This window comes from Salinisphaera japonica YTM-1, from assembly GCF_003788585.1.
GTDB lineage: Bacteria > Pseudomonadota > Gammaproteobacteria > Nevskiales > Salinisphaeraceae > Salinisphaera > Salinisphaera japonica.
This window is the reverse complement of the sequence record NZ_AYKG01000040.1, coordinates 1-21,678: the sequence shown is the minus strand read 5'-3', so window position 1 is coordinate 21,678 and position 21,678 is coordinate 1. Positions and strand designations below refer to the sequence as shown.

Here is a 21,678-nt window from a genome sequence, read left to right as displayed (position 1 = left end):
TGCTACGCCTCGTCTTGCCGCAAAACAGCGCTTGGCGCGGACTCGTACGAAACGGCAACAGGCCCTAGCGTTTGGGCCGTCGAATCGCCGGTTTGAAGCCGGCGGGCTTGTCGGCGATCCAGGTGGCGAACTGGGCGATATCGGGGTGGGCGAGCAGGTCGGCGCGGGTGTTGTAGGTTTCGGCCAGTTCTTTTTCGCCGAGCACGGCATGGATATGGCTGTGGCAGGGGCGACAGATGGCCAGGATACGGCCCAGGCGGTCGTCGCGGTCGAAGCGTTTACGGATACGCTTCAAGCGATGGGTGCGCCGGGGGATGAGGTGATGACGCGTGGTTCGTACCTCGGCCCGGCCACAGATCTGGCATTGCAAGACAGGCGGCATGCCCTGGCTTACGTGGCGGACGGCGCCTCGGTTGCCGGCGCGCCCAGTTCGTTCAGGGCGTCATCGAGATAGCGCAGCAGGTTCTGCATGCTGGGCAGGGATTGTCGACAGGCGATCAGACCGAACTCGAGCGAGTCGTCGTAGCTGACCAGGCTGATGTTGAGCGCCTGGCCGTCGAGCACGATCGATACGGGATACATGCCCTGCATCGGCGCATCGCCGAAATACCGGGCTTCCTTGGGGCCGGGGATATTGGAAATGACCACGTTGAAGGCTTGTTTGGTCGGCCAGAGCCCGCTCAGGAGATTGAGGCCGGCCGCGGCCGACAGGGCGCCGGTGAAGGTCATGATCTGGTCGCTAGACAGGCGCTTGTAGCGGCGTTTCCAGTAGTCCACCGAGCGGGCGATGGTGTGCAGGCGCTCGGCCGGGTCGGCGATATGGGTGGCCAGATTGGCGTAGATCACGGCGACCCTGTTGCCGGCCTCGCTGTCCTTGCCGTGCAGGGAGACCGGCACCAGCGCGATCAGGGGTTTGTGTGGCAGGGCATCGTTGTCGAGCAGATAGTGACGAAGCGCGGTGGCACACATGGCCAGTACGACATCGTTGATGGTCACGTCGTGGGCCGTGGCTACCCGGCGGATCCGGGCCATGTCATAGCCCTGGGCGGCCACGCGCCGCGAGCCGCTGATGGCCTTGTTGAGCATACAGGCCGGGGCTTCGGCCGGGCCGGTATAGTCGCCGTCGTACTTGGCATCCTGGCGATTGATGCCCAGCGCGTGGGCGACACCCGGCAGGCCGTGGATCTGTTTCGCCCCGGCGGCCAGACTGCGTACCAGGCCGCCGCGACGGGGTTTTCTCGGCGTGCGCGGCGCGTGCCAGGGCACGTAGAGGGTATCGGCATCCGGCGTGTCGTTGAGATACCGGCCGATCAGGCGCATGGCGGACACGCCGTCCATCATGGCGTGATGAAACTTGGTGTAGACCGCAAATCGGTTGCCGGTCACGCCTTCGATGACAGTGGTCTCCCACAGCGGGCGCGAGCGATCCAGCAGGGCGCCGTGCAGCATCGAGACCAGTGCCAGCAGATCACGGATCGCACCCGGCTCGGGCAGCGCCAGATGCCGGACATGATAGTCCATGTCCATGGCGGTATCCGGCGTCCAGAACGCGGTGCCCAGGCGCATGCGCAAACGCTGGTTGAAGGGCGGCTGTACGTCGGTGATATCACGCATGCGCGCCACCAGATTACGCACGTAGTCCGGGCCGGCGCCCGCGGGCACGTCACAGACCTGCAAACCGGCTACATGCATGGGCTGGTTGCGCCCTTCCAGACGTAGAAAGAGCTGACCGATCGGGTCGACTAGAGACATGACGGAAACACTGGCGGGCCGGTCTTCCAGCGTACGCTGATTACGCCGGCATGACAGTACGTGCGCACCCGTGGCGCTGGATCAGGACAGGTCCACGGCGTGGGCTTTCAGATCCGCCAGGTCGATTTGCTCAAGGGCGGCCTCGTGTGTCGCCGTCAGCACCACTCTCGGGGCCACACCGGCGGCGTGGGCCTCGGCCCAGCGTGCGGCACACAGGCACCAGCGATCGCCCTCGGACAGGCCGGGAAAGCCGAACGCCGGGCGCGGCGTGGCCAGGTCGTTGCCGCGGGCAGCCGAGAACTTCAGAAAAGCGTCGGTGACGACCGCGCAGACCACATGCACGCCGGCGTCTTCCGGGCCGGTATGACAGAAGCCGTCACGATAGAAGCCGGTGATCGGTGCGGTGCAGCAGCCGGCCAGTGGCTCGCCGAGTACGTTTGTTGCGTTGGACTCACTCATTATTGCCCCATCTCGCGTTGCCGCATGGGCATCTGGTCGATGCCTTCAATCAGTGCCTGAATATCCAGCCCGCCGAGCTGGCTGGCCTTGAGCGTGCCGTCCTTGCCGATCAGCACGGTCTGAAACCCGTCCACGGTGTGTATCTTTTCCAGCCGCTCGCGGGGCGGTACCTCGGCCAGGTTCGAGCGGATGCCGTTGGGCGCCACCACAAACCAGGCGACGTCGCGATCATCGAAGCCGGGCGCGCTCTTGAAGGCGTTGGCCAGCCGCTCGGCGCGCTCGAGTGAGTCGGTGAACGAGGCGATCACGCGATACTGGCCGGCAAGCTCGGGCAGCGCCGGGCCATCGTCCTTGGCGCTACAGCCGGTCATGAAGACCAGGGCCAGCAGGCAGATAGACAACCATCGAATCATGTAAATGCTCTTCGGGTCGGACAGCGATCATGGGCACGCTATTGTGACGCGCCGCCCACGGGTTTGCTGAGTGTTTCGCCGTGGACATGTTCGCTATTGGGGTCGATGCGGTGCCAGGTCTGTGTCTTGCCGATCAGGCTGACGCCGATATAGCCGCGTGCATCCAGCGTGTCCGGCCCGGTCAGCTCGGCCTTGGCCTTGTAGGTCTTGCCGTTGTTGGGGTCATAGATCGTGCCGCCGCCGTATGCCTTGTCGCCTTCGTATTGCAGGCCCTTGAGGATATCCTGGCCCAGCAGGCGCTGATCGCGCTTGGCTTTATCGGGATTGTTCTTGTCGTAGCGCGGCTTGCCGTCATTCGAGCCGACAATTCGGCCGGCAAAGACATCACCCTGGCGATAGATCTGAACATAGCCCCCACTCTTGGTCTCCCAGACGCCGGTGATGGCATCGGCGGCGGATTGGGCGAACGCGGCTTGTGTGCTGAACACGAGCGTGCCGGCAAGCGATAGACAGAACAGGGCGTGTTTCATGAAAGAGGCTCCGGTGACAAGGACAGATCTTATGTAGCACGGGCCAACCCGCCTGGTCGATGAACAATCCCGTGGTTCTTGTCGACGGCGACAGCATGTAGGTGTTTGAGATAACAATAAAAAAGCCGGCACCATCGCGTGATGCCGGCTCCATGCAAACCCGACGGTCCAGAAGACCGTACGCGTTATTACATGCTGTTGTCGTCGCTCATGTCGTTATCGGACATGCTGTCCTCGGACATGTCATTGTCCATGCTCATGTCGTTGGACATGCTGTTGCCCGACATCGAGTTGTTGGACATCGAGTTGTCCATGCCACCCGACATGCTGTTATCGGACATGCTATTGCTGGACATGTCGTTGGACATGCTGTTCTGGCTCATGGCGTTATCAGACATGCCGTTGTCGGACATGTCGTTATCGCTGTTGGAGCCACAGGCAGCAAGACCCAAGGCCATCAGAGCGGAAGCGGTAACCAGCGTAATCTTTTTCATGATAAAAGCCTTTCTTGCACTTGGAACTAACAATGTACGCACTAAATCGTCTGCGCGTCGATGCGTAGCACTACTGTAGAGGCTTGAACCGACCGGTCGCTGAACAAATCGCTGTAGTGGGCTTGCATCCAGCGGGCCACGCGATCGGGCTCGCGCTTGTTCAGCAGCCGGGCAAGTGCCGCGATATCTTCACCGCCGCCGGCTGCGGCCTGGCGAGCCAGAAAACGGCGCTGTGATTCAAAAAAAGCCGTGGCCTCGGCCAGGCGCGGCACGTTGGGCGGCGTGACCGAGGCATTGCCCGTGGCCTTGAGGGTATAGCCGCTGGCCTTGCCCACGGCGGTGGTGCCCTGGAGGCCGCGCCGCGTGGTGACCTCGATCGCCGAGCAGGCCACAAGCTGTGTCGCGGCCACCAGGCTGGCCAGCACCCAGGCCAGGCGTTTGCCGGTGTGGCGTTTGAGCAATAAGGATTCCGTCATGGCACAGCTGCCCGTTGATCGATGAACTCGCGCGGCTCAGGCCAGCGCGCTATAAAGCGCATGGTACTGCGCGGCCGCCCGCGAGCGCGGGGCAAAGCAGGCCACCGGCGCGCGATGCTCGCCCATGCGCTCGATGATGCTCGCATAGTCCACGGCCACGCCAATATCCGGCTGCATGGTCGCAGGCGGTGCGGCCAGCAGCTCGCGATGCAGCTTGCGCCGCCGATCGGCCATGGAAAAGAACGGGCGTAGCCGCGTCTTGCCGACTTTCTTGTCGGCCACGTGCTCGATCACCTCGTCGAGCGCGCGCAGCGATAATGGCGTGGGCACGACCGGGACGACCACGCGGTTGGCAGCGCGCAGAATGGCCGTGGCCAGCGGGCCGATACCGGGCGGGCAATCCAGAATCATCAGCGAGTAGGTTTCGGAGAACGGCTCGATAACCGCCTCCAGCACCTTGCGCGGTGATTTGGCCTCGTGAATGAGCGCATCCCACTGACGATAGCTGCGATCGCCGGGCAGCACCGACAGTCGCTCGTGGGCGGTGGCCACCACGTGACGACCAAGTGCGGCCTTGCCGGCCACGATCTTTTTCGCCGACAGTCCGGTGGCCGAATCGATGCCCAGATACCAGCCGGCCGCGCCCTGGGGGTCCAGATCCCAGAGCAATACATGCTCGCCGGCGGCGGCGGCCTCATGGGCCAGATTCACGGCGGTGGCGGTTTTGCCCACGCCGCCCTTCAAGCTATAGATCGCCCAGGTCTGCATGGCCCGATCATAAGCATAGACAAGTGCGTCGCGCTATCGTGGCGGCCGGATTTACAGGCACTACGCCCCATGCGCATCGTCATCCTCGCCGATACCCACGGCTATCTGGACCCGCGGATCGCCGACCACGCGCGCGGTGCCGACTGGGTCATTCATGCCGGTGACGTCGGCGCCGATGTAGCCGCCGCCTGTGGCGCGCTGGGCGAGCGGCTACAGATCGTGGCCGGCAACAACGACCCCGCCGATTGCCCCTGGCCGGCCCGGGCCGAGATCGATCTGCCCGGCGGGACGCTGGCCATCATGCACGGCCACCAATGGCCGGCCCGGGTACGCCATGACCGGCTGCGCGCGTATTTTGCCGGCGCCCGGGCTATCGTGCTCGGCCACAGCCATCGGCGCGTATTGGACACCGAGACCACGCCCTGGCTGATCAACCCCGGTGCGGCCGGCAAGAGCCGGGCTTTCGGCGGGCCCAGCTACGTAGAGCTCATCGCCCGGGATCACGACTGGCAGATCACGCCGCATGTTTTCACGCCGCGCTCGCGGATGCGCGGGCGTTAGAACTCGGTCCAGGCGCCCGGTGCGAGATCGCCCAGCGCCCACCTGCCGATCGCCATGCGCACCAGGCGCAGGGTCGGCAGGCCGACGGCGGCACTCATGCGCCGGACCTGACGGTTACGGCCTTCGGTGATGATCACCTCCAGCCAGGTGGTGGGTACGGTCTTTCGATAGCGCACCGGCGGGTGGCGCGGCCAGAGATCAGGCGCGTCGATGACCTGTACCTGGGCAGGCCGGGTCGGCCCGTCCTTGATGTTCGGGCCGGCGGCCAGGGCGGCCAATTGCGTGTCGTCGGGCACGCCCTCGACCTGGATCCAATAGCGTTTTTCGGTCTTTTCCCCGGGCTGGGTGATCCGGGCGTTGAGCCGGCCGTTGTTGGTCAGCAGCAACAGCCCTTCGCTATCCCGATCCAGCCGTCCGGCGGGATACACGCCGGGGCAGTCGATGAAATCCGCCAGCGTGGCGCGCCCGTTGGCATCGGTGAACTGCGAGAGCACGTCATGGGGTTTGTTGAAGGCGATCAGCCGGGCAGGGCCGGTGTCGCCCAGCCTGGCCTTGGCGCGGCCGGCCGCGGCGCGGCGTGGCGATCGAGGCATCACGTCTCCTGGGCATCTGGCAGGGTCATGTCACAGGATAGCCTCTGGCCGGCAACCCCGGCAGTCGGTCATACGTAAGAGCGGTCATGAAACTGCGACTCCTCGGCGAACTCAACGACTTCATCGCCCGTAGCCAGCGCGGGCGCAAGCAAACCGTGGCGTTGTCACGCCGGGCAGGCGTGAAGGACGTGATAGAGGCGCGCGGCGTGCCGCACACCGAAATCGGCCTGGTGCGCATCGACGGCCTGGCCGCGCCGCTGGCCGGCGTGCTGGCGCCGGGTAGCGCGGCGCATATCGTGGCCGCGCCCATGACACCGGCCCAGCGGCGCGCCGACTGGCCGGGCGCGGCCCCGGCCTTCGTGGCGGACGTGCATCTGGGGGCGCTCGTGCGCCGGCTGCGCCTGGCCGGTTTCGACGTGGCCTATGCCAACGACTACGACGATGCCCGGCTGGCCGCGATCAGCGACGAAACGGATCGTGTGCTGCTGACGCGCGATCGCGGCCTGCTCAAGCGGGCACGGGTGCGGCATGCGCGCTTCGTGCGTGATGACGCCCCCCAGGCCCAGTACGACGATATCGTCGCGCATTTTAGCCTCGCCGGTCGCATGCAGCCGTTCACCCGGTGCAGTGATTGCAATACGCCGCTGGCAGCCGTGGCCAAGGCCGATATCGTGCACCGGCTGGAACCGCTGACTAAGGCCCACTACCACCGTTTCGCGCGTTGCCCGGCCTGCGACAAGCTGTTCTGGGGCGGCAGTCATGTCGCCGACATGCGCGGCCGGCTGTAGCTAGCCTTCGGGCGCGCCGGGCTGGCGCATCGGCGCAGAATCGGCGAATGCCGTCAGCGACTCACAGCGCGTGACGGCGGCCTCGATGATCGGTAGGCCGTCGATACGGATACCGATCACCCGAGCAATGACCACGATCGCGGTGACACAGATATCGGCGATGGTGATCGTCTCGCCGCCGAAATAGGTCTGGCGCGCCTCGTCATGCGCCAGCTGACGCTCGATGCCGGCCAGCCCGGTTTCGATCCAGTGGCGGCGCCAGGCCAGCCACGCGTCGTCATCCATGCCGGCGTTGTCTTTCAGATAAGTACCGATACGCGGCACGATCAACGGATGAATATCCGCGGCCGTGGTCTGCGCAATCGCCCGGGCCTTTGCGCGGGCGATCGGGTCCTCGGGCACAAGCGGCGACTCGGGGACGAGCGTGTCGAGATATTCGATGATCGCCAGCGACTCGGTCAGCGTCTGGCGCGCGTTGTCGCCCGACTCGACGATCAATGCCGGCACGGCGGCCATCGGATTCATGCGTTGGAACGCGTCGTCGTGCTGTTCGCCGGCGTCCAGGTCGATGAAGCGCTCGTCGATCGCCAGATGCTTGAGCCGGGCGGCCACCCGCACGCGATACGCCGCGGTGGAGCGCCAGAAGGAATACAACGTCAGTGTCGGATCGGTCATGCTTTCGTCCGCTGATTTATCGATGGGGCGATCCTTTGGTAGCAGAAAACACGGTCTGGGTTTTTCTGGCGGGCCTGGCCAATGCCCTGGGTTTGATCGTGGCCGTGGGCGCCCAGAACGCTCACGTGTTGCGTCACGGCCTGCTGGGTCGACACGTGGCCACGGTGGTTGCGATCTGTGTGGCCTCGGATGCGATCCTGATTGCCGCCGGTGTCTATGGCCTGGGCGCGGTGTTGATCGCGGCACCGCGTGTTTCAGCCGCACTGGCCTATATCGGCACGCTGTTTCTCTGGGCCTACGGCGTGTTGGCGCTGGCGCGCATGGTGCGCGGGGGCCAGCGGCTGCGTCCGGAATCCCCCGCGCGTGCCTCACGGCTCGTCAGCGTCACGACGACGCTCGTGATCACATGGCTCAATCCGGCCGTGTATATCGATACGGTTCTGGTGCTGGGTCGCCTGGCCGAGAGCCACGGCGCGCATCGTCTGGCGTTCGCCGTGGGCGCCATTGCCGGCTCGGCGCTGTTTTTCACGCTCTTGGGTTTCGGGGCGCGCCGGGCCGCACCCTGGCTGGCCCGGCCCCGGGTCTGGCAAGGCCTGGACGCGCTCATCGCGGGGGTGATGTTCTGGGCCGGCTGGCATCTGCTGGGTTCGGTCTAGCCGAGGCATAAAGCGCCTGCATCGTATCGATCAGACGGGCGTGTACATCGTCTGCGCCGTCGACGGGTGGTGCAAAACGAACGCCGGGCACGATGCGATACCGATCCGGGCATAACGCCTGACAGGTAGCGGCCAGCCAGTCGCGGCGCGCGGGATCAGCGCGGGCGGCGCGAACCCACAGATGGCGTCTGGCGCGGGGGGCGATCACGCCTTCGATGGCGGCCGGGACAATCCGCGTGCCGGGCACCTGGCAGGCCAGTACACCCGCACTGCGTGACCAGCCGGCCAGGCTGGCCCGTGCGCCGTTGCCGTCATGGCCGGGGTCCGGCTCAATCCGCCCGGCCGGGAACAACACCAGCGTGCCGCCGCCGGCCAGATGGCGCCCGGCCGCACGCAGCGCCCGACCACGATGGCCGGGATTGATCGGGATCAGGTGTTCGGCAAGCGCCGGCAGGGCGGCCAGCAGCGGCCGGTCGGCGGCCAGCAGACGTATCTCGTGGCCGCCCAGGCAGGACAGGAGTGCGGCCGCATCAATCAGGCCCGGGTGGTTGGCGACCACTAGCGTGGGCTGGCCCGTGGCGATCGGCGGCCGGCCATGAATCTCAAGCCGTGATGCCCATACCCGCGTGATCTCGGCGGCGGCCTGGGCCAGCCCACGATGCGCGATCGCATGATCGAAACCCGCCAGACGGGCAGCAAATCGGCAGCTGGGCCCGGCCAGGGGGCGCGACAGCGATCGTGCCGGCAGCCATCGCAGCAGCTGCGATGCCGATAGCGCCGTTGCGGCTTCGGATAGACACAGCGCCTGCAGTGTCGTGAAGCCGTCATCGTTGTCCGGAAAATAAGCCATGACGTCACCACTGTAGCCCAGCGCTTACACCGATTGGCATGCCGAACCAGCGGTGCAGTTTGGCCTGGGTATTGCGTCAATAACTTCATGTGACATAAAACAACCGAACGTTCGTTCCATATACAGAACGAGCGGTTTGCCCATCAGAGCAAGCAAACGAATCGCATCAGGGAGTTAAGTCATGGAAATGAATCTGTTACGAGACTGGCCTGCGCCCACCGGCCGGGCGCGGTTGTTCTTTGCCAGTGCGCAAGCGCGTGCGGCCCAGGCACAGGCCCCGGAAAAAGACGTGCCGCCGTCTGAAATCCAGCGCGCCGCATTGGACTCCAGTCGTGAAACCTCGGCCTACATGAAAGGCAATGCGGTACGTATTCTGGGCCTGGGCTTCAAGGTTTTCGATCACTACGACGAGACGGCATTCCGCCAGGCCTGCCAGGCGCATCTGCGTCGTCACGATGTCTATCACACCGGGTTTTTCTTCGACGAGAACAGCGGGGACTGGGCCAGTCGTACGATGCATCCTGACGATATCGAGCTGTCCGGTGAATCGGTGGATGTTGCGGCCCCCGGCCAGCCCGGCGATACGTTTGCCGAGATGATCGATGTTCGCCAGCCGCGAATTCCGGACTGGGATCTGTTCTCTTTCAGTGCGCTGGGTATCGAGCATGCCGGGCCCCAGGCGGATGCGCCCGAGTTCACCGTTGCGATCTGCATGGATCATCTGCTGACCGACGGTTTCTCGATCTTCATGATCTTCGAAGAAATCATGATGTTCTATGAGGCCTTCCGCGCCGGTGCCCAAAGCCTGACCGATCTGCCAGAGCATGCCTCGCATGCTGATTACGCGCGGCGTGACATGGCGTTTTGTAACCAGCTGACGCCGGACTCACCCCAGGTCGTCGAATGGCAGCGTTTTCAGGCCCTGCACGGCGGCGGGCTGCCGGGATTTTCGTTCGCCACCGGGCTGGCCGAGCGCGACGATTTCGCCCCGGGGCGCATGACCACGATTCCGGATTTTCTCTCGGTCGAGGATTCGGATGCGTTCGAGGCCGCCTGCAAGGCGGCGGGCGGCTCGCTGAGTGCGGGCTTCATGGCCGTGGCCGGTCTGATCGACCGGCTGGTGCGCGGCAGCGACTCGTTCACCGTGTGTACCCCGCGCTCGACCCGTAGCTCGCCCGCCGAGCACTACACCATGGGCTGGTTCGCGCACCCGGTGCCGCTCGAGTTTTCGGTGGCCGATACGTTTGCCGATACCGTGGCCGCCGCGCGCCAGGCCAACAAGGACGTGCGTTTCATGATCGGCGTGCCGGTTTATCCGGCCCAGAAAGTGGTGGATCCCACGTTGTCGAGCATGCCGCCGGAAATGACTAGCCTGTCGTTCATCGATACCCGCCTGATCCCGACTTATCGTGATCTGGCGGCCCACGGCTTCACCGTCATCGGCACACGGCGCAACGCCAAATCGGTGCATTACTGGGTCAATCGCGTCGGCCACGGCACGAACCTGAACTTCATGCACCCGGACACGCCCGAGCTGGCTGCCGGTCTGCCGGCATTTGCGGATCTGTTTCGCCAGATCATCGACGAGGTGATCACGACCGGCGATTGCAACGTCGCTCGCGATCACGCGTACTGGCAAGCGATCGTCGATGCCTACGAAGCCAAGCCGGCGCCGCAGATGCGGGCAGCCTAGGGCGAGGTAAGACGCGCGCCCGCGGCATCGGCTGCGGGCGTGTTTCATCACCTGAATGGTGCATGGCCATGAAACTGCCATCTGCAACTGGCAGGCTCAGGTTATCGATGACTGAACGAGTACCGCCATGAAATCGTCTGTTCTGACCGGCGCAAGCGCCCTGGCCCTGTTACTGGTCGCTGGCCTGGCCAAGGCCGCGCCGCAGATCGCCATCAACGAGCTCGACAGCGATACCGATGGTGTGGACACCGCCGAGTTCGTGGAGCTGAGCGACGGCGGGGCCGGCAATACCGCGCTCGATGGCCGCGTGTTGGTCTTCTATAACGGGCGCACGGGTGAAAGCTACGCCGCCTATGACCTGGACGGGGCCGTGACATCGACCGCCGGCTATTATGTGCTCGGCAACCCCGGTGTCAGCGGCGTTGCCGCCACGTTCGGCAGTAACGGCCTACAGAACGGCCAGGACGCCGTGGCGCTGTATACCGGTGATGCCAGCGATTTTCCCCGTGGCACAGCGGTGACCACGGCGGGGCTCATCGATGCCGTGGTGTATGGCACCGGCGATGCGGATGCCCGGGTACTGGCCCCGCTCCTGGTCGCCGGCCCGCAGCTCGACGAAGATGCCACCGGCCGCAAGGATGACCTGTCGCTTCAGCGCGTGCCCGATAGCGGTGGGCATCTGCGCGATACCCGGGCGTTTGCGCTGGGTGCACCCACGCCGGGTGCGGCCAATATGGCCGTTGGCGATGGCAGCAGCCAGGACGATACGCCGCCGAGCGATGGCCAGACACTCACGGGCCTGCGTATCCACGACGTGCAGGGCGCGGCCCAGGCCTCGCCGGTACAGGGTCGTAACGTGGCGCGTGTGCCCGGTATCGTCACGGTCGTGGGCACCAACAGCATCACGATTCAGGACCCGGACGCCGATAACGATCCGGCCACCAGCGAGGCAGTCAAGGTCTTTACCGGCGACGCGCCGCGGGCCGCCGATGGCAGCACGCTCGCCGTGGGCGATGCCGTGAGCGTCAGCGGCCGGGTGACCGAATACTTCGCCGGCAACGACAGCCAGTCGCTGCCCGTGACAGAGATCACGGCCACGGGCGGGCAGGGCATCGCCCGTCTGTCAGCGGCCAGCACGGTATTGTCGAGCCGCACGATCACCCCGGTCGTCATCGGCGCCGGCGGGCGGCTGCCGCCCACCGAGATCATCGAAGACGATGCCAACGGCAACGTGATCGAAAACGACTCGAACGTCTTCGATCCGAACGAAGACGGGCTGGATTTTTACGAGTCGCTTGAATCCATGCAGGTGCGCGTGAACGATGCCCGGGTCGTCTCCCCCGTGAACCGGTTCGGCGAGCTTTATGTCGTGGCCGAAGACGGCGCCCATGCCACCGGCATCAACGCCCGCGGCGGCATCACGATCATCGATCAGAGCCCGCAGATTGACTACAACCCCGAGCGCATCCAGGTCGAGGCCGGCGCACTCACCGATGCCGCGATCAACGTCGGCGCCCATTTCGACACCATCACCGGCACGCTGGGCTATGCCTTCGGCCAGTTCGAGATCCGCCCGGCCGATATGGCCGCCCCCGCGCCCAGCGACCTGGCCCCTGAAACCGCGGATACGCTGATCGGCGGCGACGTATTGAGCCTGGCCAGTTATAACGTCGAGAATCTCGACACGAATGATGATGACGGCGATGCCGATATCGCAAACGGCAAGTTCGCGGCCATTGCCCGGCAGATCGCAGGCCGGCTGAAAGGCCCGGATATCGTTGCCCTGCAAGAAGTCCAGGACAACACGGGTTCGGCCCGCGGCGACGGCGTGACGTCGGCCGATGCAACGCTATCGCGCCTGGCGGATGCCATCGTGGCGGCCGGCGGGCCGCGCTATGGCTTTACCGAGATCGCGCCGGTCGCGGGCAGCAACGGCGGCCAGCCGGGTGGCAATATCCGTGTGGCTTATCTGTATAACCCGGCGCGGGTCACGCTGGCCGATGTCGGTGCCAAGGGCGATGCCACGACGGCGGTCGATGTCGCGGCCACCCAAGAGGGCGCGTTGACGATTTCGGCCAACCCCGGGCGTATCCAGCCGCAGGATTCAGCGTTTGCCAACAGCCGCAAGCCGCTGGCCGCGTTGTTCGTGTTCAACGGCCAGCGCGTGCTGGTCATCGATAATCATTTCACGTCCAAGGGCGGCAGCACCTCGTTGTTCGGCGCGATCCAGCCGCCGATCAACGGCGGGGCCGACAAGCGAACGCGCCAGGCCGCGATCGTCAATGCTTTTATCGACAAGGCCCGTGCCGCCGTGCCTGACGCGCGGATCGCCGTGGTCGGCGACTTCAACGAGTTCAATTTCAATCCGCCGCTGCTCACCCTCACCGGGGCCGATACCGGCACGCCGGTCGTCAGCGATCTGTTGAACACGCTCACGCCGGCGGCGCGCTATACCTATATCTTTCAGGGCAATTCGCAGGCGCTGGATCATGCTTTTGTGACCCCGGCGCTCAAACAAGCCCTGCGCCAGATCGATGTCGTGCACGTCAACGCCGAGTTCGCCGAACAGGTCAGTGATCATGACCCGATCCGGCTACAGTTCGCGCTGCCGGACGCCCAGGCCCGTGTGAATTGTTATCTGCCGAATGGCCGACTGTTTCCAAGCCAGGGGCGGGCCACCTGTCCGACCGGCCTGGCCAAGCGCTGATCAATCCGAGGCGGCCGGCGCGCTCGCGAGCGCGTCGGCCAGCTGTACGCCGATCGTTTTCGAAAACAGGGTGACGAGCGGCGCGGCCCGTTGGGTCGGGTGCATGAGCAGCCAGCAATCGGTGGCCAGCTCGGCGATCGGCGGGCCGTGGCGTACGAGTTGCGGGTCGGCCTCGGCCAGATAACAAGGCAACACGGCCGCGCCCAGCCCCGCCCGCGCGGCGCGATACGCCGCAAGCTCGGTGTTCACGGTCAAATACGCCGCCGCATGGCCTGCCTCGCGGTGCCAACGCAAGAGCGCGTGATAACCCGTCTCGGCGCTGGGCATGATCCAGCGCTCGGCTGTGTCATCGGCCCGCCGATAAACAGCTTGCGCGATCCGGCCCACCGGCCGGCCGATCAGATACTCGGGCGGCGTATTGCCCGGGCGAATCGCAATATCCACGCCGCGATGGGCCAGATTCTCGACGTCGCTTGCGATGACCATATCCAGCGCGATCTTTGGGTAGCGTGCCTGAAACCGCTGGAACAGCGCGGCCAGCACGCCCTCGAACAACAGCTCCGTCGTCGCGATCGTGAGCTGCCCGGCCAGGCCCGCCTCGGTCGTCTCGGCCGGCGCCACGGCCGCACGAATCGCCTGCTCGGCCGTTCGGGCGGCCTCAACAAGACGCTGGCCAGGCACCGTGGCGAGATAACCGTCGCGATCGCGGGTGAATAATGTCTCGCCCAGATCGGCTTCGAGTCGCCCGAGCCGGCGATATGCCGTGGCATGGCTGATACCCAGCCGCCGCGCCCCACCGGCCAGCGTCCCGGCCCGGGCGATGGCCAGTATCAAGCGCAGTGGGTCCCAGTCGGTGAGTTCGGGCATGGCAAGCCAGCGGGCTATCGAAGCCGATCGCGCCAGTATTCCGGCTTACGGTGCAGATGCGCGATTGCCACGACGAAAATTCCGTCATCGGTATGGCGATAAACGATACCGTACGGGAAGCGATTGACCAGACGCCGACGGGTACGCCGACTCAATCGCGTGCCAGCCTCAGGAAAACGCTCGATTTGCGACAAGGCTTCGCGAACGGCCGCTCGATACCGGGCGCCCAGGCCTAGGGGCTGTTGCCGTTTCGTACGAGTCCGCGCCAAGCGCTGTTTTGCGGCAAGACGAGGCGTAGCCCACGCCACGCAGTCATCCTGCGCTAGTGGGCTAGAACGCTGTATTGCCGCAAAACAGCGCTTGTCCCGAAGGGTTGGGACCAAAATCTGGCCATGCGGCGTTGCTCACCTTGATCGTGGCACGCCACGCCCTGCGGCTCGCGCCTTGCCTGGCCAGATTTTGGGCGCCAACGCGGCGCTCGTACGAAACGGCAACAGCCCCTAGCACCTGCGCGTCATAAAAGGCGACCGCTTCGTCGAGCTCGTGCTCGGCCGCTTTGTAAAAACGAGGCGTCAAGAATCGCCGTATTTGGCGAACACATCGTCTGCCGACACAGTTTCCATTTCGCCGCGGTCCACGGCATCGATCCGGGCCTCGGCCTCCTCGGCCCAGCGCGTATCGATAGCCGGATCGGGTTGGTCGAGACTGGCCAAGAGTGATTCGATGAGTGCGCTGCGCTCGGTGGCGGACAGGCCCAGCGCCTTTTCTAGAATCTGTTTGGCCGCATTGCCCATGCCATCCTCCGGCTGTCGGTTGCTTGATGAGAATAAGCGCGTTGCTCTGGCACGTAAACTTATCTTGGCGCGCGGCGGCAGCTGACCCAATCAGCCGGCCGCAGCCGCGGTTGTGCCCACATCCACCGGCCGATACTGACTGGCATAGACCGTAAGTGCGGCCGTCACACAGGTGGCGGCCGCCAGGATCCAGAGCCCGAAGAACGAGCCGGTGACGCCCTGGATCAGCCCGCCGGCGGCCACCATGGCACCCGCGCCCAGTTGATGCGCGCCGTTGATCCAGGCGAAGACAGCCGGCCCGCGGTTGCCGAATACCTGATTGGCCAGGGCGATGACCGGCGGCACGGTGGCCACGTCGAACAGCCCGAAGACCACGCCAAAGACAATCAGCGTGGGTGTGATCTGATCGGTGAACAGCCAGGGCAGCAGGGCGAGCGTGGCGGCCCGCAGCAAAAACACCGTGGCCAGCAGCGCACGCCGGCTCATCCGATCCGACAGCCAACCGGCCGCGATCGTGCCCGGCACGTTGAACAGGCCGATCAACAGCAGGATCGTGGAGGCCCCTTCGGTGCTCATGCCGTGATTGACGGCCGCCGGCGTGAAGCTCGACCACATCAGCCCGTTGGTGGTGGCCCCGCACATGGCGAAATGGGCGGCGATGATCCAGAAGGTGGGCTGGCGGACGGCTGCGCGCAGTACGGCCAGTACGTCAGCCAGGCGCTCGCCTGAATCCAGATGACGCGCTTGGATACTGGTTACGCCCGAGGCGCGCTCGGTCATGAACAGCGCGTGGGCCACGATCGTGATGACGGCCAGGCCGGCCGCGCCACCAAGGGCCGCCTGCCAGCCGAACACGCCGGCCAGCCAGGCCCAGCCCGGTAGAAACGCGAACTGGCCGATCACGGCCGCCGCGGTCAGCACACCCGTGGCCGTACCGGTGTGTTCAAACCATAGCCGGGCCACGAAGGCGCCGTAGGCCATGGTCAGGGCCCCCGTGGCTCCGCCGACCACGATTCCCCAGGCGATGTTGAAGAGCCACACGTTGCCCAACGCGCATAGCGCGCTGCCCGCGATAAGCAGCGTGAGCGCAATCTGGGTCACGCGCCGGATGCCAAAGCGCGTCATCGCGTGCAGGGCAAACGGCGCGGCCGCGCCATAGAGCGCCATGTTCACGGCCACCCCGGCTGCCGTGGCATGGCTGGACCAGCCGAGCGCCTGGCTGAGTTCGGCGGTCAACAACCCGGACAATGTGGTGAACGAGCCGGCCGTGATGATGGCCAGGCCGGCCAGGGCGACAGCCACGAGCTGTTGGCGCCGGGTAACGCGTGCGGGTAGTGCGGCGGCGGTTGATGCAGACATGATCGAATCGGTTCGCAGGACACAGCGTGCATGCTAGTCAGCGCTCTTCAGGCACGAATCCGCCACGGCTGCAAACACGCTTTGCAGATCTGCAAACAGATGACGCGCGACGCCTACGAAACCGCGATACGGCTAGACCGACCCGCCCCGCGTCTGGATACTACGACGCGTACGACGCGCCGGCTTTCGCCCGGATCGCCGTCGTTTGACCCCACCAGCGAAGACGTTTCTATGAATGATGCGAGTGCGGACGCCTCGACCCTGAATTTCCGGCTCGGCGCCTTCGGGGCGGCGGTCCCGTTATTGTTCTTCGTGATCTGGGCGATCACCACCAGCGTGGCCGGGCTGACCTCGGAGATCGGGCTGGTGATGGGGGCGATGTTCGGCATCACGCTGGGGCTGTTCTTCTGTCGCAGCAGTTGGCACGACTATGCCCAGAACCTGTTCACCGGCATGACCCAGCCGGTGGGCGTGGTGGCGATCGTGGCTTGGTTCTATGCCGGCATGTTCGCCCAGGTGCTCCAGGCCGGTGGCCTGGTCGAGGGCCTGGTCTGGCTGGGCGGTGAGTCCGGAGCCACTGGCGGGCTGTTCGTGGGCCTGACCTTCGTGCTGGCGGCCGTGTTTTCGACCGCCGTGGGCACGGGCTATGGCACCACCGTGGCGTTCTGTACGTTGATGTATCCGGCCGGCGTAGCCTTGAACGCGGATCCGGTAATGCTGTTCGCCGCGATCCTCGCCGGGGCGATCTTCGGCGATAACCTGGCCCCGGTGTCCGATACCACCATCGTGTCGGCGACGACGCAGGACGCCGATGTGCCCGGCGTGGTGCGCTCGCGCTTCAAGTACTCGATCGCCGCGGCCGTGCCTTCGTTGATCCTGTTCGTGATCTTTGGCGGCGCGGGGGCGGCCGGCGTGGATGTCGGCAATCAGGCGCTGACCAACCTGCTGAACAGTACGGACGTCGCCGGCTTGTTCATGCTCGTGCCCTTCGTTCTCGTGCTGGTACTGGCCCTGACCGGCCATCACCTGATCACCTCGTTGACCTGGGGCATGATCGCGGCCGTGCCGACGATGATCATCGCCGGCACCGGCACGTTTGCCGACGTGTTCGCCTTCAATCCCGAGGCGCCGGACGTCGTCAGTGGCGCGCTGGTATCGGGCGTACAGGGCTATATGAACATGGCCATTCTCATCCTGCTGATCGTGGCCGCGGCCCATCTGCTGCGTGCCGGCGGCACGATGGCAGCCATCACCAGCCGGCTGGTGGTCTGGATCGGTGATTCGGTCAAACGTGCCGAGTTCTCCAACTGGCTGATCGTGGCCGTGCTCAACTCGGCCATCACGATCAACACGGCGGCCGAGATCGCCGCGGCACCCTTCGTGCGCGAGATCGGCGAGCGCTACAACATCCATCGTTATCGGCGAGCCAATATGCTGGACGCCGTCACCTCGGCGCTCGGCTATATCTTCCCCTGGGGCGCGCCCATCCTGCTCGGCTGGGCCACCATCCAGTCCATGCAGGGCCAATACGACTGGCTGCCGATCGTCACGCCGACCTCGGTCTTTCCATTTGTTTTCCAGGGCTGGTTCCTGCTGCTGATCATGCTGTTTGCGGCACTCACCAGCTGGGGGCTGACGTATGAATCCACCCCTGACAAGGCCGGCCGATCCAAGCCGTAAATCAGTCCGCGAATAGACGCGAATGCGCGCGAATAAGACGAAGGCAATCCGCCGATAGACGCCGATTTACGCAGATAAAGACAGATAAAAAGAAATGACGGGAATGTCTGTCGGCGAATAAACCTGCCCGAATTCGTGGTGACGAATACAGAAAATCGTCCGCGAATGAACGCGAATAAGCAGAAGACAATCCGCTGATGAACACCGATTAGCGCCGATAGAAAACAGATAGAAAAATCAGTCGTAAAGGGTTTGATTGGCTCGAAGAGCAGCGCCGACTCAAGGCAGCGCTTGCCTTAAAAGCCATCTGCGTAACATCTGCGTCCATCTGCGGATAAAAAAACCGTCTGTATTATTCGCGTGTATTCGCGTTCATTTGCGGACGATAATGCTTTTCCATAAACGAAAGGCACAAAAAAGCCGGCGCCCGCAGAACGGGGCCGGCTCGATACCATCTTGGCGCAGCGCTTACAGCGCGGCCATGGCGATTTCGCGGCCGACTTTCACGGCTTCTTGACGATCCTTGGCGGATTCGGAATCGCGCTTGGGTTCGATGGCGCCGTCGAAGCGGACTTCGACTTCCCAGCCCATGCCCTGTTCACGGCCCAGGATCTCGAAGCCGCGTTTGTCGTCGCGTTCCAGGCTCTGCCAGTCGTTTACATCCATCGTGTTCTTTCCGTTATGCCGGTGATTCAATTGGCCATAACGATAACAGGTCAGCCCGGCCAACGGGATCCGTAGCGTTGCCCAGATGGATGTGACCGATCGCGTATTGCCGTGTTGGCCCGAACGTTGCATTTTAATGAACGTTTCCTGCTTGAGAGATCGCGATGACCGATACCGCGCGTTTCGTACGTGTGCTGGCCCGCAAGGATGTTCTGGCCCTGGCCTTCGGGGCCATGATCGGCTGGGGCTGGGTGGTGATGACCGGCCACTGGATCACGACCGCCGGCTCGCTGGGCGCGGTGCTGGCGTTCATCGTTGGCGGCCTGGCGATCGTCTGTGTGGGGCTGACCTACGCCGAGCTGGCCGCGGCCATGCCGGAAGCCGGCGGCGAGCATGTCTATTCGTATCGCGGGCTCGGGCATTTCGCCTCGTTCGTGTGTACCTGGTCGATCGTGCTGGGCTATATGACGGTGGTGGCCTTCGAGGCCGTGGCCCTGCCCACGGTGATCGAGAATCTGGCGCCGGGCTATGCGGTGGGCCATCTCTGGACGGTGGCCGGTTTCGAGGTCAAGGCGACATGGGTCGCCGTGGCCGTTATCGGCTCGCTGGTCATGATGAGCATCAACTATGTCGGCGTGCGTACGGCGGCTCTCGTGCAAAAGCTCGTGACGCTGTTGATCGCGGTGGTGGGCGTGATGTTTTTCACCGGTGCCTTGTTCACGGGCAGCGAATCCAATCTCGTGCCGCTTTTCACCGGTGAGCCGAGTATGGCCGCGGGCGCGCTGTCGGTGCTGATCATGGTGCCCTTCATGTTCGTGGGCTTCGACGTGATCCCGCAGGCGGCCGAGGAGATCGATCTGCCACACCGCGATATCGGCCGGCTGTTGATCGTTTCCGTTGTGCTGGCCGTGGTCTGGTATGCCGCGATGATCTTTGGCACGGCTTATGTCCTGAGTGCTGCCGGGATCGATCCCGACGGCCTGGCCGTGCCGCAGGCGATGGCCGCGGCGTTTGGTGCCAGCTGGGCGGGCAAGCTGATGGTGCTGGCCGGCATGGCCGGCATCGTGACCAGCTGGAACGCGTTTTATATCGGCGGCTCGCGGGCGATCTATGCGCTGGCGCGTGCGGGCATGCTGCCGGCGATCTTCGCCCGGCTGCACCCGAAACATCGCACGCCTTATGTCGCGATCCTGGCGATCGGTCTGGTGAGCACCATCGCGCCGTTTTTCGGCCGTTCGACGGCCGTTTGGCTGGTGGACGCGGGCGGGCTGGGCATCGTGATCGCTTACCTGTTCGTGGCCGCGTCGTTCATCGTGCTGCGCCTGCGTGAGCCAAACATGCCGCGCCCGTTTCGTACCAGCGGCGGTATCACCCTGGGTGTGATCGCGATCGTGCTCTCGCTTGCGATCATCGCGCTTTATCTGCCGATGAGCCCGTCGGCGTTGAAGCCGGTGGAATGGCTGCTGTTCGCGATCTGGATGGGTGTGGGGCTGGCGCTCTATGTCTGGGCGCGCATGCGCTACGGGCTGGAACCGGCGCGCCGACTGGGCCAGACACACGCTGATACGGCGCCTGAGCCGATTGTGGTTCAGTCGGTTGTAGGCAACTTGCCAGAGCGCCGTGCAGCACGCAGCGTATGGGCATGAATTTGTAATCACATCACATGCTTAGCCCATGGCTGAACACAACAGCAATGCGTCTGCGCAGGAAATACACGGCACGCGCTTGACCGCGCGGGCGGTCTTCGAGGCCATCAGCCGCGACGGCGAGGAGGAGCTGGCCCGGTCGGCGCTCTCGCTCTGGTGGTCTGCACTCGCGGCCGGGTTGGCCATCAGCATGTCGGTGCTGGGCAAGGCGTTCTTTTATGAATCCTTGCCCGAGGCACCGTGGCGCGGTCTGGTCAGCAACCTGGGCTATGCCTTCGGGTTTCTCATCGTCATCCTGGGGCGGATGCAGCTGTTCACGGAGAACACCATCACCGTGGTGTTGCCGCTGGCCCGGCATTTCTCGTTACGCGGGCTGGGCAAGGCCGCGCGGCTGTGGGTCATCGTGCTGTTGGGCAACCTGTTGGGCACGCTGATCATCGCGTGGTTCACGTTTTATGTGATGGGCACGCCGGCCCAGATCGATGCCCTGATCAGCCTGTCAAAGCCGGTTTTCGACAACTCGGCGGGGATGATGCTGATCAAGGCGGTGCCGGCCGGGTTTCTGATCGCGGCCGTGGTCTGGATGCTGCCGAACTCGCGTGGGTTCGAGCTGTGGATGATTCTGATCCTGACGTATCTGATCGGCCTGGGCAGCTTCGTGCATATCATCGTGGGCTCGGCCGAGGCGTATCTGCTGTGGTTCGCCGGGCAGATCGATATCGGCCAGGTGGGCCTGCAGTTCCTGATACCGGCTTTCGCTGGCAACGTGATCGGCGGCACGTTGTTGTTTTCGCTATTGGCCTATGGCCAGGTACAGGAAAAAGTTTAGATACCATCTCGCCCGCCTGAAACCAAGCGGCTCACTGAGCGATTTGAGGTTGATAAGGCTGTTGATGTTTCAACACGCCAAACGCGATATGGACGAGCTTACGCATGGCGGCCCCAAGAGCGCTCATCTTGGACTGTCCGCGGGCCGTCAGGCGGTGATATTGCGCGGCGATATCCGGGTTGTAGCGCAGACTCACGACGGCCGCCATATACAGCCGGCGTCGAAGCGCCGGGGCCCCGGCCTTGGACAGCCGGGGGCGCCCGCGCACCGAACTCCCGGATTCATGCGGCACCGGCACCAGCCCGACGAACGCCGCTGCCTGGCGGGCGCTGTCGAATAGCCGACTCCGTAGTGTCGCCATCAAACGCACCGAGACCTTGGGGCCGACGCCCGGAATACTTTCCAACAAGTCCCGATCCTGC

26 protein-coding genes are annotated in these 21,678 nt (G+C 64.5%); 8 read left to right on the top strand and 18 right to left on the bottom strand.

Translation table 11 applies throughout. From position 1 onward, the window contains the following. Nucleotides 1–64: 64 nt before the first annotated feature. The 8 genes from SAJA_RS11745 to SAJA_RS11710 form a co-directional block, all read right to left on the bottom strand. A complete protein-coding gene (locus SAJA_RS11745) occupies nucleotides 65–382 on the bottom strand; it encodes a hypothetical protein (protein WP_123658867.1) in 318 nt (105 codons plus the stop codon). Between the two features lie 8 nt (nucleotides 383–390). Beyond that, a complete protein-coding gene (locus tag SAJA_RS11740) occupies nucleotides 391–1,752 on the bottom strand; it encodes a WS/DGAT/MGAT family O-acyltransferase (RefSeq protein WP_123658866.1) in 1,362 nt (453 codons plus the stop codon). An 81-nt stretch (nucleotides 1,753–1,833) separates the two neighbouring features. Continuing rightward, nucleotides 1,834–2,211, bottom strand: a complete 378-nt coding sequence (locus SAJA_RS11735) for a DUF2237 family protein (protein ID WP_123658865.1) — start codon at nucleotides 2,209–2,211, stop codon at nucleotides 1,834–1,836. Then, the gene (locus SAJA_RS11730) at nucleotides 2,211–2,624 is read right to left on the bottom strand and encodes a DUF4174 domain-containing protein (RefSeq protein ID WP_123658864.1); all 414 of its coding nucleotides are present in this window, start codon (nucleotides 2,622–2,624) and stop codon (nucleotides 2,211–2,213) included. The genes SAJA_RS11735 and SAJA_RS11730 overlap by 1 nt, the downstream gene beginning before the upstream one ends. A gap of 38 nt (nucleotides 2,625–2,662) precedes the next feature. After that, nucleotides 2,663–3,154, bottom strand: a complete 492-nt coding sequence (locus SAJA_RS11725; RefSeq protein ID WP_123658863.1) for a DUF2147 domain-containing protein — start codon at nucleotides 3,152–3,154, stop codon at nucleotides 2,663–2,665. Between the two features lie 188 nt (nucleotides 3,155–3,342). Then, nucleotides 3,343–3,648, bottom strand: a complete 306-nt coding sequence (locus SAJA_RS11720) for a hypothetical protein (RefSeq protein ID WP_123658862.1) — start codon at nucleotides 3,646–3,648, stop codon at nucleotides 3,343–3,345. A gap of 41 nt (nucleotides 3,649–3,689) precedes the next feature. Continuing rightward, nucleotides 3,690–4,124 (bottom strand): DUF3015 family protein, encoded by a 435-nt coding sequence (locus SAJA_RS11715; RefSeq protein WP_123658861.1) that lies wholly within the window; start codon nucleotides 4,122–4,124, stop codon nucleotides 3,690–3,692. A 36-nt stretch (nucleotides 4,125–4,160) separates the two neighbouring features. Further along, nucleotides 4,161–4,892, bottom strand: coding sequence for a ParA family protein (locus SAJA_RS11710; RefSeq protein ID WP_123658860.1), 732 nt, complete (start codon nucleotides 4,890–4,892; stop codon nucleotides 4,161–4,163). Nucleotides 4,893–4,961: 69 nt separating this feature from the next. Between SAJA_RS11710 and SAJA_RS11705 the strand changes: the two genes are divergently transcribed. Next, on the top strand, nucleotides 4,962–5,453 hold the full coding sequence (locus tag SAJA_RS11705; RefSeq protein ID WP_123658859.1) for a metallophosphoesterase family protein: 492 nt from the start codon (nucleotides 4,962–4,964) through the stop codon (nucleotides 5,451–5,453). On the opposite strand, the gene SAJA_RS11700 is transcribed toward SAJA_RS11705, so the two are convergent. Continuing rightward, a complete protein-coding gene (locus SAJA_RS11700) occupies nucleotides 5,450–6,046 on the bottom strand; it encodes a pseudouridine synthase (protein WP_123658858.1) in 597 nt (198 codons plus the stop codon). The genes SAJA_RS11705 and SAJA_RS11700 overlap by 4 nt on opposite strands. An 86-nt stretch (nucleotides 6,047–6,132) precedes the next feature. Here SAJA_RS11700 and SAJA_RS11695 point away from each other — a divergent pair, with 86 nt between their 5' ends. Beyond that, nucleotides 6,133–6,834, top strand: coding sequence for a Mut7-C RNAse domain-containing protein (locus SAJA_RS11695; RefSeq protein WP_123658857.1), 702 nt, complete (start codon nucleotides 6,133–6,135; stop codon nucleotides 6,832–6,834). Here SAJA_RS11695 and maiA read toward each other — a convergent pair whose 3' ends face one another. Further along, nucleotides 6,835–7,509 carry a maleylacetoacetate isomerase gene (gene maiA / locus SAJA_RS11690; RefSeq protein ID WP_123658856.1) on the bottom strand — a complete coding sequence of 225 codons (675 nt, stop codon included), beginning with the start codon at nucleotides 7,507–7,509 and terminating at the stop codon, nucleotides 6,835–6,837. A 35-nt stretch (nucleotides 7,510–7,544) separates the two neighbouring features. Between maiA and SAJA_RS11685 the strand changes: the two genes are divergently transcribed. Continuing rightward, complete coding sequence (locus SAJA_RS11685; protein WP_123658855.1) at nucleotides 7,545–8,165, top strand: LysE/ArgO family amino acid transporter; 621 nt, start codon at nucleotides 7,545–7,547, stop codon at nucleotides 8,163–8,165. On the opposite strand, the gene SAJA_RS11680 is transcribed toward SAJA_RS11685, so the two are convergent. After that, entirely contained in the window at nucleotides 8,113–9,015 is a 903-nt protein-coding gene (locus tag SAJA_RS11680; protein ID WP_123658854.1) for a 1-acyl-sn-glycerol-3-phosphate acyltransferase, read from the bottom strand. The two genes, SAJA_RS11685 and SAJA_RS11680, sit on opposite strands and share 53 nt — an antisense overlap. 181 nt (nucleotides 9,016–9,196) lie before the next feature. Here SAJA_RS11680 and SAJA_RS11675 point away from each other — a divergent pair, with 181 nt between their 5' ends. Together SAJA_RS11675 and SAJA_RS11670 are read left to right on the top strand one after the other, a co-directional pair. Next, complete coding sequence (locus tag SAJA_RS11675) at nucleotides 9,197–10,708, top strand: condensation domain-containing protein (protein ID WP_123658853.1); 1,512 nt, start codon at nucleotides 9,197–9,199, stop codon at nucleotides 10,706–10,708. A gap of 127 nt (nucleotides 10,709–10,835) precedes the next feature. After that, a complete protein-coding gene (locus tag SAJA_RS11670) occupies nucleotides 10,836–13,415 on the top strand; it encodes an endonuclease/exonuclease/phosphatase family protein (protein ID WP_123658852.1) in 2,580 nt (859 codons plus the stop codon). Here the strand turns inward: SAJA_RS11670 and SAJA_RS11665 are convergent, their stop codons facing one another. The 5 genes from SAJA_RS11665 to SAJA_RS11645 form a co-directional block, all read right to left on the bottom strand. Next, on the bottom strand, nucleotides 13,416–14,282 hold the full coding sequence (locus SAJA_RS11665) for a LysR family transcriptional regulator (RefSeq protein ID WP_123658851.1): 867 nt from the start codon (nucleotides 14,280–14,282) through the stop codon (nucleotides 13,416–13,418). It lies immediately after the preceding gene. A gap of 14 nt (nucleotides 14,283–14,296) precedes the next feature. Next, nucleotides 14,297–14,590, bottom strand: a complete 294-nt coding sequence (locus tag SAJA_RS15555) for a type II toxin-antitoxin system RelE/ParE family toxin (RefSeq protein WP_123658850.1) — start codon at nucleotides 14,588–14,590, stop codon at nucleotides 14,297–14,299. 22 nt (nucleotides 14,591–14,612) lie between these two features. Continuing rightward, nucleotides 14,613–14,858 (bottom strand): hypothetical protein, encoded by a 246-nt coding sequence (locus SAJA_RS11655; protein WP_123658849.1) that lies wholly within the window; start codon nucleotides 14,856–14,858, stop codon nucleotides 14,613–14,615. Continuing rightward, entirely contained in the window at nucleotides 14,855–15,076 is a 222-nt protein-coding gene (locus SAJA_RS11650; protein WP_123658848.1) for an addiction module protein, read from the bottom strand. The genes SAJA_RS11655 and SAJA_RS11650 overlap by 4 nt, the downstream gene beginning before the upstream one ends. Before the next feature lie 90 nt (nucleotides 15,077–15,166). Then, nucleotides 15,167–16,435 (bottom strand): MFS transporter, encoded by a 1,269-nt coding sequence (locus SAJA_RS11645; protein ID WP_123658847.1) that lies wholly within the window; start codon nucleotides 16,433–16,435, stop codon nucleotides 15,167–15,169. A gap of 231 nt (nucleotides 16,436–16,666) precedes the next feature. Here SAJA_RS11645 and SAJA_RS11640 point away from each other — a divergent pair, with 231 nt between their 5' ends. Then, the gene (locus SAJA_RS11640; RefSeq protein WP_123658846.1) at nucleotides 16,667–18,115 is read left to right on the top strand and encodes a Na+/H+ antiporter NhaC family protein; all 1,449 of its coding nucleotides are present in this window, start codon (nucleotides 16,667–16,669) and stop codon (nucleotides 18,113–18,115) included. 468 nt (nucleotides 18,116–18,583) lie between these two features. On the opposite strand, the gene SAJA_RS15235 is transcribed toward SAJA_RS11640, so the two are convergent. After that, a complete protein-coding gene (locus SAJA_RS15235) occupies nucleotides 18,584–18,913 on the bottom strand; it encodes a hypothetical protein (protein WP_123658845.1) in 330 nt (109 codons plus the stop codon). 32 nt (nucleotides 18,914–18,945) lie between these two features. On the opposite strand from SAJA_RS15235, the gene SAJA_RS11630 reads away from it, so the two are divergent. Together SAJA_RS11630 and SAJA_RS11625 are read left to right on the top strand one after the other, a co-directional pair. After that, a complete protein-coding gene (locus SAJA_RS11630) occupies nucleotides 18,946–20,427 on the top strand; it encodes an APC family permease (RefSeq protein WP_123658844.1) in 1,482 nt (493 codons plus the stop codon). Nucleotides 20,428–20,455: 28 nt separating this feature from the next. After that, nucleotides 20,456–21,256: a formate/nitrite transporter family protein gene (locus tag SAJA_RS11625; protein WP_123658843.1), complete on the top strand. Its 801-nt coding sequence runs from the start codon at nucleotides 20,456–20,458 to the stop codon at nucleotides 21,254–21,256. Between the two features lie 31 nt (nucleotides 21,257–21,287). Here SAJA_RS11625 and SAJA_RS11620 read toward each other — a convergent pair. Further along, the coding region (locus SAJA_RS11620) for a transposase (protein ID WP_148070967.1) at nucleotides 21,288–21,678 on the bottom strand (391 nt) is incomplete at its 5' end.

Excerpts from the sequence above, each read along its gene's own strand:
- SAJA_RS11745 (WP_123658867.1), bottom strand. The coding sequence starts at position 382 with ATGCCGCCTGTCTTGCAATGCCAGATCTGTGGCCGGGCCGAGGTACGA.
- SAJA_RS11740 (WP_123658866.1), bottom strand. The coding sequence starts at position 1,752 with ATGTCTCTAGTCGACCCGATCGGTCAGCTCTTTCTACGTCTGGAAGGG.
- SAJA_RS11735 (WP_123658865.1), bottom strand. The coding sequence starts at position 2,211 with ATGAGTGAGTCCAACGCAACAAACGTACTCGGCGAGCCACTGGCCGGC.
- SAJA_RS11730 (WP_123658864.1), bottom strand. The coding sequence starts at position 2,624 with ATGATTCGATGGTTGTCTATCTGCCTGCTGGCCCTGGTCTTCATGACC.
- SAJA_RS11725 (WP_123658863.1), bottom strand. The coding sequence starts at position 3,154 with ATGAAACACGCCCTGTTCTGTCTATCGCTTGCCGGCACGCTCGTGTTC.
- SAJA_RS11720 (WP_123658862.1), bottom strand. The coding sequence starts at position 3,648 with ATGAAAAAGATTACGCTGGTTACCGCTTCCGCTCTGATGGCCTTGGGT.
- SAJA_RS11715 (WP_123658861.1), bottom strand. The coding sequence starts at position 4,124 with ATGACGGAATCCTTATTGCTCAAACGCCACACCGGCAAACGCCTGGCC.
- SAJA_RS11710 (WP_123658860.1), bottom strand. The coding sequence starts at position 4,892 with ATGCAGACCTGGGCGATCTATAGCTTGAAGGGCGGCGTGGGCAAAACC.
- SAJA_RS11705 (WP_123658859.1), top strand. The coding sequence starts at position 4,962 with ATGCGCATCGTCATCCTCGCCGATACCCACGGCTATCTGGACCCGCGG.
- SAJA_RS11700 (WP_123658858.1), bottom strand. The coding sequence starts at position 6,046 with ATGCCTCGATCGCCACGCCGCGCCGCGGCCGGCCGCGCCAAGGCCAGG.
- SAJA_RS11695 (WP_123658857.1), top strand. The coding sequence starts at position 6,133 with ATGAAACTGCGACTCCTCGGCGAACTCAACGACTTCATCGCCCGTAGC.
- maiA (WP_123658856.1), bottom strand. The coding sequence starts at position 7,509 with ATGACCGATCCGACACTGACGTTGTATTCCTTCTGGCGCTCCACCGCG.
- SAJA_RS11680 (WP_123658854.1), bottom strand. The coding sequence starts at position 9,015 with ATGGCTTATTTTCCGGACAACGATGACGGCTTCACGACACTGCAGGCG.
- SAJA_RS11675 (WP_123658853.1), top strand. The coding sequence starts at position 9,197 with ATGGAAATGAATCTGTTACGAGACTGGCCTGCGCCCACCGGCCGGGCG.
- SAJA_RS11670 (WP_123658852.1), top strand. The coding sequence starts at position 10,836 with ATGAAATCGTCTGTTCTGACCGGCGCAAGCGCCCTGGCCCTGTTACTG.
- SAJA_RS11665 (WP_123658851.1), bottom strand. The coding sequence starts at position 14,282 with ATGCCCGAACTCACCGACTGGGACCCACTGCGCTTGATACTGGCCATC.
- SAJA_RS11650 (WP_123658848.1), bottom strand. The coding sequence starts at position 15,076 with ATGGGCAATGCGGCCAAACAGATTCTAGAAAAGGCGCTGGGCCTGTCC.
- SAJA_RS11645 (WP_123658847.1), bottom strand. The coding sequence starts at position 16,435 with ATGTCTGCATCAACCGCCGCCGCACTACCCGCACGCGTTACCCGGCGC.
- SAJA_RS11640 (WP_123658846.1), top strand. The coding sequence starts at position 16,667 with ATGAATGATGCGAGTGCGGACGCCTCGACCCTGAATTTCCGGCTCGGC.
- SAJA_RS15235 (WP_123658845.1), bottom strand. The coding sequence starts at position 18,913 with ATGCAACGTTCGGGCCAACACGGCAATACGCGATCGGTCACATCCATC.
- SAJA_RS11630 (WP_123658844.1), top strand. The coding sequence starts at position 18,946 with ATGACCGATACCGCGCGTTTCGTACGTGTGCTGGCCCGCAAGGATGTT.
- SAJA_RS11625 (WP_123658843.1), top strand. The coding sequence starts at position 20,456 with ATGGCTGAACACAACAGCAATGCGTCTGCGCAGGAAATACACGGCACG.